The sequence below is a fragment of the Ochrobactrum sp. BTU2 genome (genome assembly GCF_024539785.1).
Classification (GTDB): Bacteria; Pseudomonadota; Alphaproteobacteria; order Rhizobiales; family Rhizobiaceae; genus Brucella; species Brucella anthropi.
The window spans coordinates 742,034-753,163 of the sequence record NZ_JAHWRG010000003.1 but is presented as its reverse complement, the minus strand read 5'-3'; the positions used below and the strand labels follow the sequence as shown (position 1 = coordinate 753,163).

Genomic DNA, 11,130 nt, shown 5'->3' with positions numbered 1-11,130 from the left:
CGTCGCCGTCAAACACTTTCAACCAACCCAAGGGACGAACCAACCTGCCGCTAGCAGCGTCGCCGCCCTCGTTGTGGCGCCATATAGACCCCATCATTCCAAACTGTCAACGCAGTTTCGTAAAAAAGAAGGAATTTTCTTTCCACAGCCAATATGGTCCTTTTTAACCAAATTTCAACTGGGAAAAACCGGCGATTCGCACGGTTGCGACGATTCCATGACAGTTACCGTGACAATTGGATGAATGAGCATGAAGCCTATGCCTTATATTCTGGCCGTCGATGGCGGCGGCACCGGATGCCGGGCGCTGCTTGCCGACAGCAATGGTGACCCCATAGGCCGAAGCACGAGCGGCCCTGCCAATATTGGTGCAGATCCGGCGACGGCTCTGGATAATATCATGCGCGCAGCGACGCTGGCCGTGCACGATGCAGGACTGGATGTCTCTATATTGAATGAGACCTGCGCCGTGCTCGGGCTCGCAGGCGCAAACTCGCTCCCGGACAAGGATCGCGTGGAACAGAGCCTGCCCTTCGGCAAGGTGAAGATCGTTTCCGACGCTGTTACCGCCCTGCAAGGTGCGCTCGGTCAGAAAGACGGCGCCATCGTTATTCTCGGCACCGGCTCGGTGTTCGTCAAAAGAGAAGAAGACGCCTTCGAGATTATCGGCGGGCGCGGCTTCATGTTGAGCGATCATGCGGGCGGCGCGCGGCTTGGTCGTGAACTTCTTGAAGAAACGCTGCTTGCTCTGGACGGCATGGCGGAGCACACGGAACTTGCCGATGCCGTGCTGGCACGGTTCGGCGGCGAACTTCGCCAGATCATAACCTTTTCGCGCACGGCGACGGCTGCAGACTATGCCGCCTTCGCTCCTATCGTTTTCGACTATGCGCATAAGGGCGATGCGCCCGGCCTTTCGATCCTGCAACGCGCCTGCTCTTATATTGCCCGCGGTCTGGATCGGCTCGGTATAGAAACGCTTGGCCGGTTCAGCCTGACGGGAGGCCTCGCCTCATCCTATGCAGCCCTGCCATTTCTACCGCATCGGGAGCGCTTTCGGCCCGCGCTTGGCGATGCGTTGCAGGGAGCATTATCGCTCGCCTTGCTGGCCAACGGACGAGATTAGCCGCGTGAACGCCATGCGCCATCGCGGATGTTCCACACTATAGAAGTCACGCATCGTGCATTCCAAAATCGATTCCGATTTTCGGGCCGATGCTGTAGCGGCAAAAAGACTTGTCGCGGCGGGGTTTACCCCCTAACTTCTTATATACAGGCACTCACAGATATTCGGCCTGATCTTGCGAAACGGTGCCAGCTCACGCTGGCGGCGTGTGTGGCGTATTCTTTTCATGCATTTCCGGACGGAAACCGGTTTCCGTTCCCAGAGGAAATGCTCCACAGGGGTGGCATGCTGACTAAAAAGGGCAAATATGGCCTGAAAGCCATGGTGCATCTGGCGGGCGTTACAGATGGACAGCTGGTTTCGGCCAGCGAAATCGCCGAGAAGCACCATATACCGCGCAAGTTTCTCGACAATATTTTTACCGAACTTCGCAATGCCGGCTTCGTTCTTAGTCGCAAGGGCAAAGGCGGTGGCTTCTGTCTGGCCCGCCCGGCCCACGAGATTGCCATCGGCAATATCATCCGCGCGCTCGACGGCGCGCTTGCCCCCATCGCCTGCGCCAGCAAGACAGACTATCGCCCATGTGACGATTGCGATGAGGACGAATGCGAGGTGCGCCATATGATGCTCGATGTGCGCGAAGCCATCGCCAGCGTTCTGGATCATCGGACGCTAGCCGACAGCAAGGCCCTGGATATAGCCTCACTGTCAGAATAGGCCTCAAGCCGCGGCGGCCGACCAGTTCGGGAACGGATCGTTCAGCCCCGACCAGCGCTCTGGCACGAAGTCTTCTTCCTCAAGAAGACATTGATCCAGCTCATCGATGAGCGCATCTTCCTGCATCGGATCGACACCGATGAACACAATCTCCTGACGCCGATCGCCCCACACCTTATGAAAATATGGCTCCATGGCGCGCTGCCATTCGGGTTCCGCCGGCCAGTATTGCTTCGGCACGGATGACCACCAGCGCCCCCTTTTTCCGGTGCGGACCAACGCGCCCGCCTGACTGATTTCACCGACAAAATCCGGACGGGTGGCAAGCCAGAAGAAGCCTTTCGCCCGCACGACACCCGGCCAGCCCTTGTCGATGAACGATTGAAACCGTTCAGGATCGAAGGGACGTCGCGCACGATAGACAAAGGAGCGAACGCCATACTCCTCGGTCTCGGGCGTATGCGAGGCAAAGCCATGCAACTCCTTGTACCAGAGCGGATGCTCATGCGCCTTGTTGAAGTCGAAAAGCTTCGTGTCCAGTATGGCGTCGAGCGACACTTCACCGAAATCGACCTCCTCGATGCGGGCATCGGGATTGAGCGAGCGGATGACCTTGTGCGCCAGATCGCGCTCCTCTTTTGAAGCGGTCGATATCTTGTTCAGCACGACGACATCGGCGAACTCGATCTGTTCAACCAGAAGATCGACAAGCGAGCGCTCGTCATCTTCACCAAGGGATTCGCCGCGATCGCGCAGAAAATCGCTCGATGCATAATCCTTCAGCAGATTGGCGGCATCAACAACTGTCACCATCGTATCGAGCCTAGCGACGTCCGAAAGACTGTTGCCCTTCTCGTCGCGAAACTCGAACGTGGCGGCAACCGGCAGTGGCTCGGCTATGCCGGTCGATTCGATCAGCAGATAATCGAAGCGTCCCTGAGCTGCCAGTTGTGAAACCTCCTTCAGGAGATCATCGCGCAACGTGCAGCAGATGCAGCCATTGGTCATTTCGACCAGCTGTTCATCCGTGCGGGAGAGATTGGCGCCGCCCTCACGAACGAGGGCGGCATCTATATTCACTTCACTCATATCATTGACGATCACCGCGACGCGGCGGTTCTCGCGATTATTGAGCACGTGATTGAGCAGTGTCGTCTTTCCGGCCCCGAGAAAACCGGACAAGACCGTAACGGGCAGTCTCTTTCTCATGACTCCGTTCCTCATCAAACTGGGTAGAATCAATCGTGATGGTGGTGATCGAGGTTGAAGGTCAGCGTGGTGAAATAGCTGAGCTTGTCAGCTTCCTTTGAATCAGACAGCGGCCTGGAATAGCCCGCCCCAACGACATTGAGACCCGCGTTGCGGATATTGATCCTGGCGATGCCTTCCGCGTCGGTTTTCACCGGCGCTGCGTGACTGTCATTGACATAATCCGCCGTGACCTCGACGCCTTCCACCGGCTTTCCGTCAAACAGAACCTGCACGGGAAGCTCGTTGCCCGCCTCTAATATTGTCGGGTCCATCAACGGAACGATTTCGAAAGGCAAACCCTGGGCTTCTGGCTTTTTGCGCAGATGATCCAGAATGGCGACAGCAAATTTCTGACTCTGGCTGGACTGTTTTGCGCCCGGCACTTCCGATTTCGGCTTGTTGACCCACTTGCCGTCCGGACCCTCGGCCCAGAAACCATTGTCGAATGTGCCGCTGACCACGACTGCATCCTTGGGCACGCTCAGCAGGGCATGATCTTCCTGTCGTTTGATCTCGACGGCGACATCCTTGCCCTCTCCATTCTTGGCCGTAACCGTCTTGAGCTTCTGCGGGTCATAGGCCTCATCGCTTGCGCCGTGACCGTAAACAACCGCCTGCGTTCCGTGACGTTCTGCAATCCAGATTCCATGAGCACCCGCGATTGCGGGAGCAAGAAAAGTCAAAACGGCACCAGCCTGAAGCGCCTTCACAAAGCTACGCATTCTCTTCTCCTTAATGTTATATCATAACAGATTTAGTGGTGAAAATAGGCGGCCTGAGCCGCCTTTGAGTGTCGAAATGCAAGTTTCGATCCGCTTCAATCAGGTCGATGCGCACTCATTAGAGCATGTCTCCCGAAAGTGGGAACCGGTTTCGGGATAAAGACATGCTTAAAAACAAACAGATAGAGCATTTCCAATGATTCAATTAAAACATGAAATGCTCTAGTGCCGGGCTGCCCGTAAGTTAAAGCAGGGTCCAGCCCGGCACCGTTGCGACCGCTACCAAGTTATGGGCGTGCACCTGGCGAGGGCGCGGTCGCAGCTGTTGGCCCTATTTCGACAGACAGTCCTTCAACGAATCCGCCAGATTGCGAATGAGCTGCGGATAGAGATCCGGACCATCCTTCAGTTCTGCCCCCAGCGGATCGAGAACGCCTGTCCTGGCATCCGTTCCTTCGATAACTGTATTCACCAGCTTCGGTTCGAACTGCGGTTCGGAGAACACGCAGGTTGCGCCAAGCAATTTGATCTTCTCGTGAATTTCCTTGATGCGCGCGGCACCCGGCGCTTTTTCCGGGCTGACCGTGATCGATCCGGCCGCCTTCACACCGAAACGATTTTCGAAATACTGGTAGGCATCATGGAAGACGATAAACGGCTTGTCCTTTACCGGCTCCAGTTCGCTGGCGACTTCCTTGGTCAGCGCGTCAATCTTCTCGCCATAGTCCTTGGCGTTCTTTTCATATTGCGCAGCGTGTTCGGGGTCGCTTTCGCCGAGCGTCTTGGCGATATCCGCCGCCAGAACCTTTCCGTTTTGCGGGTCGAGCCAGAAATGCAGATCATATTCACTGTGACCATGGTGATGGTCATGCCCGCTTTCCGATGCTTCGGCGGCATGATTGTGCCCCTTGTCGGCATCGGCGGCATCCTTCTTGTCATCGTGAGCATGGTCATGACCTTCGGCACCATGGTTGTGACCTTCATGGCCATGGTCATGCGCTTCGAACGGACCACCTTCACGGAACTTCAGCTTGGTCAGGCCATCCGCTTCACCAAGAGCGACAACCTTTGCGCCATCGCCAAGTGTATCGATGGGCTTGTCGAGGAAGGTTTCCATCGACGGCCCAGCCCAGAAAATCACCTTGGCGTGCTCGATTGCTTCGGCATCGGAGGGTTTCAGGCTGTAGACATGTTCGGAACCCGCACCCTGAACGATCAGTTTCGGCTCGCCCACACCCTGCATGACTGCGGAAACAATGGAATGGAGCGGTTTGATCGAGACCACGACGCCGTCGCGTTCTGCCGCAAGTGAGACATTTGCCGTACTAGCCAGAAATGCCGAGGCTAGGAGGAGGGAGCGGAGATGTTTCATAGTCTCTCTCTTGTACGATTGGGGAGGGGCACCACATTCTTGTGATATGTTATTTTATTACGTCAGTTGCGTTATGCTATAACGTCTGTCATAAGGTGAGGCAACCCCCATTTTGGAAAAATCACAGCGGCGGTTGCGCAATAGAGCGGCAACGGAAAAAGACGCTGGGAAAAATTTCGAATCGGCGGATGATCCGTGCGTGGGACACGAACATACAGGCATTGAAAGCCCGGAATAAATGAGCAGGAAGACCGCCCTCCCCGCCGAAAAAGCGCGGGAAACATTGATTGAACTGAAAGATGCCGGCGTCCATCGCGACGGGCGCTGGCTCGTGCGCAATGTCGACCTGAGTGTTGAGCGCGGGGAGATCGTCACCCTGATCGGTCCGAATGGCGCGGGCAAGAGTACCGCCGCCAAGATGGCGCTGCGCATCCTGAAACCAGACGAAGGCAGCGTGATCCACGCGCCGGGCCTGCGCATCGGCTATGTGCCGCAAAAGATCAATATCGACCGCACGTTGCCGCTTTCGGTCGAGCGCTTGATGACCCTGACGGGGCCCCTCTCGCGCAAGGATACCGAGACGGCCTTGGAAGTGGTGGGCATTCCGCATCTGGCCAAGGCGGAAATCGCGAATCTGTCAGGCGGCGAGTTCCAGCGTGCGCTGATGGCGCGCGCACTCGCGCGCAAACCGGACCTCATGGTGCTGGACGAACCGGTGCAGGGCGTCGACTTTTCCGGCGAAGCTGCATTGTACGAACTGATTGCGAAACTGCGCGACGACACAGGCTGCGGCGTGCTGCTGATTTCGCACGACCTGCATCTGGTCATGGCGGCGACCGACCGCGTCATCTGCCTCAACGGGCATGTATGCTGCAGCGGGACGCCGCGCGATGTGACGGCGAGCCCTGAATATATGCGGCTGTTTGGCAGCCGGGCCGTCGGACCGCTTGCCGTTTATGAGCATCATCACGATCACACGCATCTGCCGGACGGGCGCGTGCTTCATGCCGACGGTTCCGTGACGGATCACTGCCACGCCGATGACGGCCATCATCATGACCATGAACACGGGCATGATCATGAACATCATCATCACGAAGGGAGCGCGCCGCGTGCTTGACGATTTCTTCACCCGCGCCATCATCGCCGGTGTCGGGCTTGCGCTCACGACCGGACCGCTCGGCTGCTTCATCGTCTGGCGGCGCATGGCCTATTTCGGCGATACCATGGCGCATTCCGCCCTGCTCGGCGTGGCGCTGGCGCTCATTTTCGACATCAATATGATGATCGGCGTGTTCGCCGTTGCCGTGGCGATTTCAGCCATTCTGCTGCTCTTGCAGCGCCGACACACATTGTCGGCGGATTCGTTGCTCGGCATCCTGTCCCATGCCACGCTGTCGCTTGGCCTCGTCCTCGTTGCCTTCATGACATGGGTGCGCGTCGACCTGCTGTCGTTCCTGTTCGGCGATATTCTGGCTGTCTCGCGAATGGATATCGCCTTCATCTATGGCGGCGGGGTGTTTGTGCTGGCGGTTCTGGCCTGGTTGTGGCGTCCTTTCCTTGCTGCCACCGTCAGCGAGGATATTGCCCGCGCCGAAGGCATGAACCCCGCCCTGTCGCGCATTGTTTTCATGCTGCTTCTGGCCATCGTCATCGCCATTGCGATGAAGATCGTCGGAATTCTATTGATCACCTCGCTGCTGATCATTCCGGCAGCGACGGCACGCCGCTTTTCCTCCACACCCGAACAGATGGCCATTCTGGCCTCACTGATCGGTGCTGCGGGGGTTATCGGCGGACTTTATGGTTCCATTCATTTCGACACGCCATCCGGCCCTTCAATCGTGGTCGCGGCGCTTGCCATTTTCATTTTGAGCCTGCTACCCCTACATAAGAGGGAACAGGCATCACCGAAACGGATCGCTGGACAATGAGCACGCATCACCATCATCACGCCCCGCAGGACCTCACCCGCAATCAGACACTGGTTTTCGACGTTTTGTCCAAAGCGGAAGGCCCACTCAGCGCCTATACGATCCTCGACCAGTTGCGTGACGACGGTTTCCGCGCGCCGTTGCAGGTCTATCGCGCACTGGAAAAGCTGCTCGATTACGGGATGATTCATCGCCTTGAAAGCCTCAACGCCTTCGTTGCCTGCGCGCACCCGCAATGCCATCAGCAGGGTCTGGTGGCTTTCGCGATTTGCGAGAAATGCGGTCAGGTGACGGAATTCTCCGACGCGGCGATCGAGAACCTTGTCAGCGCCTGGAGCCTTCAGAACGGTTTCAAGTCGCGCAAGACGACACTGGAGCTGCGCGGCCTCTGCGAAGCCTGTGGCGAGCACTGACAAACAGGAACCTGTTCAAGGTAACCATGTCCGCAAAATCCCGGTTTAAAAAGTAACGCATCGGCAATCGAAACCTGCTAGATTAGTCTCAGGGGAATAGCAGGTAAGATTTTGATATGGCACGGGTTAAGCCATCCCATGAACGTCGTAGGGAAGAGAGACAGCGTACAAGGCTGCGCTCCGGAAAGATCGTGGGGCTCGATGGGCGTTTCATCATCGAATGCCAGTTCAGCGATATCGCGCCCCATGGCGCCAAGCTGAGAACTGTCGAAGTCCCGACCCTGCCCGAACGCTTCTGGCTGTTTGACGATTATTACGGACGCGCGCTTCTGGCCCGCGTGGCCTGGCGGGATGGTCGTGAAATGGGTGTGGAGCTTGTATCCGACCCGGCCGTCGCACCGCTCGACGACGAGCGCCTCGCCCAGCTTGCAGGAAAATACTATTCGCTGTGACTGACAGGCTCTGCGTTGGCCTGCTTCTCTGACTGCTTGGCCGGTGCCGTCGGTGTCGGCGTGCCGCGCATGTTCATGGCACGGATTTCTTCCGCTGAAATATAGTTGAACTGCTCGACCAGAAGGTCCTTGATGACCGGCTCGGGGAACCGCGCATTGAGATCGGTGATGATCGAGGCACGAACGTCCTCGAAACTCACCTTCTCAACCTCTTTCGTATCCGAATAGCTGCCATAGAATTTACGGAATATCTCATCGTTGATGAAGAATTCGAGCGGCACGGTCAGCTTCTTGCGAATGTTCGAATCGACCGTATAGACAAGCTGCGTCACCACATAACCGGCGACGCCGCCATTCGAGATGATCGGCACGCTCATCACATCTGTCTTGACGTAATCCACGCCGCCAAATCCACTGGTCGCCGCCTGCGCCTCACCCGAAGATGAGACGTTCTGGCGAACCGCCAGGAAAAGCGAGCCGAAAGCGACGGCACAAATCCACAGACCGATGGCAATGATGCGGATCATCGTGCGTGACCGAGCCTCACACTCTGCATGCTGTACGTGCCGTCCGCTTCCTGCGTTTCCAGCGCACCGCGAATGAGATCAGCCAACTCACCGACGGCCCGCAGATGCAGCTGCAGCGCTTCGCAATTCTTCTCGAGCTTCTGCTTCAGGCTGTCGAGCAGCGGCTGAAGCCGCTTCATCGTCGCCGGTTCGGCAGCACTGGCCGCTTTCTTGATCGCCTTGTTGAAATCATAAAGCCCACGGCTCTTGCGGGAGTTGATTTCCGCCAGATCCGGATTGCCGCCCTCCAGAAGAAGACGCGTTTCAGTATCGATGACATCTTCCAGACGTTGGATTGCCCGCACGACCGGCTTCAATGTGGGGTTCTCGGCCGGTTCCTCTGCCAGCGCCTGACCCGGTTCGCTCGTGACAGTGACGATTTGCGAATCCTCTGGCGGCAGGCTGTTTTCAGAGTTTGTCTCGGTCATTTAGGGGTCCTCAATTATGAAGCATGGCGGACGCTATGGTTGCGGGCCAATCAGCCGCGCGCGCTGTCCGTATCGCTGTTGTTGTCGAGTTGCTTTTGAATGAGCTTGCGTTCGAAGCCATGCACAATGTCCTTCGATACGCCGTTCTGGCCCACACTTTCTCCCAGATTATTGATCACGTCTCCTAACGCTATCGTCGTCGGCGCGTCTGCCCGCCCGTTGCGCGCCGCCTGTTCCTCAAGCAACTTGGCAATGCCGACACCGCCGCCATCCGCCATCTTGTTTGCCATGGCTTCCGCCATCATGGACTTCCAGTATTCACCGGCAATCCCCTTCCCGAAGGTCGCCGTCGTGTCACTGGTGAACATCGACTGCACGAAGGATTGCAGCATGAAGGCCTCGAACTTGCGATAAGCCGGACTGGCCGCATTCTGCGCATCCGGTCGCACGCTGACCCCAGCCGCAAGGCTGTCGGAAAAGCTGGCGAAATTATCCCGCGTCAGTCCACCACCGGCGGCGGGTGCCGCCATTGTGGCTGCCCCAGTGGATGCCACCATGGTCCCGGATGCGGACGGCGCTCTCAGCCGTTCCGCCGCCATGCGATAGGCTTGCGGATCGGCGGCACGCGCCACGTCCATCACCAAATCTGACGGCGGGTTGATCGCCATGCATCTCTTCCTTCTTTTAGAGCGCGTTTCGATCTGATTGCATCAGATCGACGCTCTAAGGGCTAATTCTGCCGCGCATCCTATCCAAAAACCGCTTCGCACTTTTTGGGACGCGTTCTGATCGTCCTTGCGCGCATCTTGTCCAAAAATCGCTTCGCACTTTTTGGGATGCGCTTTGTTACTTGCACCATAATGGGTCAAACTTGACTGAAACTTGTGCGTGCGTTCAGCCTCGATTTTGCGCTCAATCAGGGTTTTGCGAGCGATTTGTCGTTTTCCGGCTAATAAATTCCTCGATCAGGCTGGAAAGTTCGCGCCGTTCGCGATCATTTTCAGCATCCGTCAGCCGCTCTTCCAGCAACCCGACACGTCTTTGTTCCTGCAAAAGTGCTTTGCGCTGTGATTCGAGACGCTGCCCGAGCTGCTGCGATTCGGCGGCATTGGTTCCAAGACGCTTGATGAGCAGCGATGGATCGATATCGAGCGTATCGCCATCATAGCGGCGATTCTGCATGGCGATGAGCGCCTCCCGCTCCTCATCCAGCGCGTCCTTGCGTGCATTGGCTGCGGCAAGAGCCTGTTCCAGCCGGGCGCTTCCGAGTTTTTGCAGTTCAATCAGCTTTTTCAGATTGCGTGGATTCGTCATGGCCACCCCTAAAACAGCTCGCGAAGCTGCGTCGCAGTTTCGTTGGTGAAGAAGCGCAGGAGTTCCGGCAGGATGAAATAGACCACCAGCAGCCCTCCCCCCAGCACGAATGGCATCGATACGAAGTAAACCGGTATGGTCGGCGTCAGCTTGTTCACCAGACCGATGGCGAAGTTGACGAGAATCGCAAAAACGATGAACGGCGCTGCAATACGCAGTGTTGCCAGAAAAGCCGCCGAAAGCGCATCGGTGAAATCGATCATCGCCGCATCGGGGCGGAACTGCCCGTCAACCGGAATGGCCACATAGGAATTGAGCAGCGCCCGGAAGATTTCCAGATGCATATCGGTAATGAAGAACAGGAACAGTGCGCTGAAGGTGACGATGGTGGCAAGTGTCGCCTGCGGTTCGCTTTCGGTGATGGCATCGGCAGGCGAGCCGGAATATCCGACTGAAACCGCCATCGTGCTGGCCATGAATTGCAGCGCCCAGAAATAGATATGCGCCAGAATGCCGATCACCGCGCCGACGAACATTTCGCTCGCCATCAGGCGGAACAGGGTCCACGGCTGCCCGGCATCGACAACGGTAACGATACGCTGCAACACCAGCGGCAGGACCGCGAATGAGCAGGCCAGTGCGATGTAGAGCCTGACCTGCAACGGAATGCGCGCACTCGAAAGCCCCGGCATCAGCATCAGGCACGCGCCAATGCGGCAGAACGCCAGAACGGCGGCCAGAATGATTTCGTTGAGCGGCAGTTGCGCGACAGGCACTCAAGGCCCTTCCATTATATGAAGCAATAACTAATCCCCTCGCCCTTCGAGACGCCAAG

General features: G+C 57.2%; 15 protein-coding genes. 7 read left to right on the top strand and 8 right to left on the bottom strand.

The window, feature by feature from the left end:
* The 3 genes from KWJ32_RS12450 to KWJ32_RS12440 form a co-directional block, all read left to right on the top strand.
* On the top strand, window positions 1-244 hold a 244-nt coding region (locus KWJ32_RS12450; RefSeq protein ID WP_256885991.1), incomplete at its 5' end, for a hypothetical protein.
* Entirely contained in the window at window positions 245-1,126 is an 882-nt protein-coding gene (locus tag KWJ32_RS12445) for a BadF/BadG/BcrA/BcrD ATPase family protein (protein WP_151610399.1), read from the top strand.
* Window positions 1,127-1,411: 285 nt separating this feature from the next.
* Window positions 1,412-1,843, top strand: a complete 432-nt coding sequence (locus KWJ32_RS12440; protein WP_010660764.1) for an Rrf2 family transcriptional regulator — start codon at window positions 1,412-1,414, stop codon at window positions 1,841-1,843.
* A 3-nt stretch (window positions 1,844-1,846) separates the two neighbouring features.
* Here KWJ32_RS12440 and zigA read toward each other — a convergent pair whose 3' ends face one another.
* The 3 genes from zigA to znuA all read right to left on the bottom strand — a co-directional run bounded on the left by zigA (window position 1,847) and on the right by znuA (window position 5,188).
* The gene (gene zigA / locus KWJ32_RS12435; protein WP_151610398.1) at window positions 1,847-3,052 is read right to left on the bottom strand and encodes a zinc metallochaperone GTPase ZigA; all 1,206 of its coding nucleotides are present in this window, start codon (window positions 3,050-3,052) and stop codon (window positions 1,847-1,849) included.
* A gap of 29 nt (window positions 3,053-3,081) precedes the next feature.
* Window positions 3,082-3,816: a DUF4198 domain-containing protein gene (locus KWJ32_RS12430; protein WP_010660762.1), complete on the bottom strand. Its 735-nt coding sequence runs from the start codon at window positions 3,814-3,816 to the stop codon at window positions 3,082-3,084.
* A gap of 331 nt (window positions 3,817-4,147) precedes the next feature.
* Window positions 4,148-5,188 (bottom strand): zinc ABC transporter substrate-binding protein ZnuA, encoded by a 1,041-nt coding sequence (gene znuA, locus KWJ32_RS12425; protein WP_151610397.1) that lies wholly within the window; start codon window positions 5,186-5,188, stop codon window positions 4,148-4,150.
* Window positions 5,189-5,426: 238 nt separating this feature from the next.
* Here znuA and KWJ32_RS12420 point away from each other — a divergent pair, with 238 nt between their 5' ends.
* The 4 genes from KWJ32_RS12420 (at window position 5,427) to KWJ32_RS12405 (ending at window position 7,987) form a co-directional block, all read left to right on the top strand.
* Window positions 5,427-6,308 (top strand): metal ABC transporter ATP-binding protein, encoded by an 882-nt coding sequence (locus KWJ32_RS12420; RefSeq protein ID WP_151610396.1) that lies wholly within the window; start codon window positions 5,427-5,429, stop codon window positions 6,306-6,308.
* Window positions 6,262-7,122, top strand: a complete 861-nt coding sequence (gene znuB / locus KWJ32_RS12415; RefSeq protein ID WP_040128583.1) for a zinc ABC transporter permease subunit ZnuB — start codon at window positions 6,262-6,264, stop codon at window positions 7,120-7,122. The genes KWJ32_RS12420 and znuB overlap by 47 nt, the downstream gene beginning before the upstream one ends.
* Window positions 7,119-7,535, top strand: a complete 417-nt coding sequence (locus KWJ32_RS12410) for a Fur family transcriptional regulator (RefSeq protein WP_010660758.1) — start codon at window positions 7,119-7,121, stop codon at window positions 7,533-7,535. The genes znuB and KWJ32_RS12410 overlap by 4 nt, the downstream gene beginning before the upstream one ends.
* Window positions 7,536-7,651: 116 nt before the next feature.
* Entirely contained in the window at window positions 7,652-7,987 is a 336-nt protein-coding gene (locus KWJ32_RS12405; RefSeq protein ID WP_010660757.1) for a PilZ domain-containing protein, read from the top strand.
* Here KWJ32_RS12405 and KWJ32_RS12400 read toward each other — a convergent pair.
* The 5 genes from KWJ32_RS12400 to fliR all read right to left on the bottom strand — a co-directional run bounded on the left by KWJ32_RS12400 (window position 7,975) and on the right by fliR (window position 11,071).
* The gene (locus KWJ32_RS12400; RefSeq protein ID WP_010660756.1) at window positions 7,975-8,514 is read right to left on the bottom strand and encodes a hypothetical protein; all 540 of its coding nucleotides are present in this window, start codon (window positions 8,512-8,514) and stop codon (window positions 7,975-7,977) included. The two genes, KWJ32_RS12405 and KWJ32_RS12400, sit on opposite strands and share 13 nt — an antisense overlap.
* The gene (locus KWJ32_RS12395; protein WP_151610395.1) at window positions 8,511-8,981 is read right to left on the bottom strand and encodes a flagellar protein FlgN; all 471 of its coding nucleotides are present in this window, start codon (window positions 8,979-8,981) and stop codon (window positions 8,511-8,513) included. The genes KWJ32_RS12400 and KWJ32_RS12395 overlap by 4 nt, the downstream gene beginning before the upstream one ends.
* A gap of 50 nt (window positions 8,982-9,031) precedes the next feature.
* Window positions 9,032-9,649, bottom strand: a complete 618-nt coding sequence (locus KWJ32_RS12390; RefSeq protein ID WP_012093492.1) for a rod-binding protein — start codon at window positions 9,647-9,649, stop codon at window positions 9,032-9,034.
* 244 nt (window positions 9,650-9,893) lie between these two features.
* A complete protein-coding gene (locus KWJ32_RS12385; RefSeq protein WP_125334556.1) occupies window positions 9,894-10,295 on the bottom strand; it encodes a hypothetical protein in 402 nt (133 codons plus the stop codon).
* An 8-nt stretch (window positions 10,296-10,303) separates the two neighbouring features.
* Window positions 10,304-11,071 (bottom strand): flagellar biosynthetic protein FliR, encoded by a 768-nt coding sequence (gene fliR, locus KWJ32_RS12380; RefSeq protein WP_012093494.1) that lies wholly within the window; start codon window positions 11,069-11,071, stop codon window positions 10,304-10,306.
* Window positions 11,072-11,130: the final 59 nt, after the last annotated feature.

What these genes read in the sequence shown, in the direction of transcription:
- znuB (WP_040128583.1), top strand. Translation starts at nt 6,262, where the DNA reads ATGATCATGAACATCATCATCACGAAGGGAGCGCGCCGCGTGCTTGAC.
- znuA (WP_151610397.1), bottom strand. Translation starts at nt 5,188, where the DNA reads ATGAAACATCTCCGCTCCCTCCTCCTAGCCTCGGCATTTCTGGCTAGT.
- KWJ32_RS12400 (WP_010660756.1), bottom strand. Translation starts at nt 8,514, where the DNA reads ATGATCCGCATCATTGCCATCGGTCTGTGGATTTGTGCCGTCGCTTTC.
- KWJ32_RS12445 (WP_151610399.1), top strand. Translation starts at nt 245, where the DNA reads ATGAGCATGAAGCCTATGCCTTATATTCTGGCCGTCGATGGCGGCGGC.
- KWJ32_RS12405 (WP_010660757.1), top strand. Translation starts at nt 7,652, where the DNA reads ATGGCACGGGTTAAGCCATCCCATGAACGTCGTAGGGAAGAGAGACAG.
- KWJ32_RS12440 (WP_010660764.1), top strand. Translation starts at nt 1,412, where the DNA reads ATGCTGACTAAAAAGGGCAAATATGGCCTGAAAGCCATGGTGCATCTG.
- zigA (WP_151610398.1), bottom strand. Translation starts at nt 3,052, where the DNA reads ATGAGAAAGAGACTGCCCGTTACGGTCTTGTCCGGTTTTCTCGGGGCC.
- KWJ32_RS12395 (WP_151610395.1), bottom strand. Translation starts at nt 8,981, where the DNA reads ATGACCGAGACAAACTCTGAAAACAGCCTGCCGCCAGAGGATTCGCAA.
- KWJ32_RS12410 (WP_010660758.1), top strand. Translation starts at nt 7,119, where the DNA reads ATGAGCACGCATCACCATCATCACGCCCCGCAGGACCTCACCCGCAAT.
- KWJ32_RS12390 (WP_012093492.1), bottom strand. Translation starts at nt 9,649, where the DNA reads ATGGCGATCAACCCGCCGTCAGATTTGGTGATGGACGTGGCGCGTGCC.
- KWJ32_RS12430 (WP_010660762.1), bottom strand. Translation starts at nt 3,816, where the DNA reads ATGCGTAGCTTTGTGAAGGCGCTTCAGGCTGGTGCCGTTTTGACTTTT.
- KWJ32_RS12420 (WP_151610396.1), top strand. Translation starts at nt 5,427, where the DNA reads ATGAGCAGGAAGACCGCCCTCCCCGCCGAAAAAGCGCGGGAAACATTG.
- KWJ32_RS12385 (WP_125334556.1), bottom strand. Translation starts at nt 10,295, where the DNA reads ATGACGAATCCACGCAATCTGAAAAAGCTGATTGAACTGCAAAAACTC.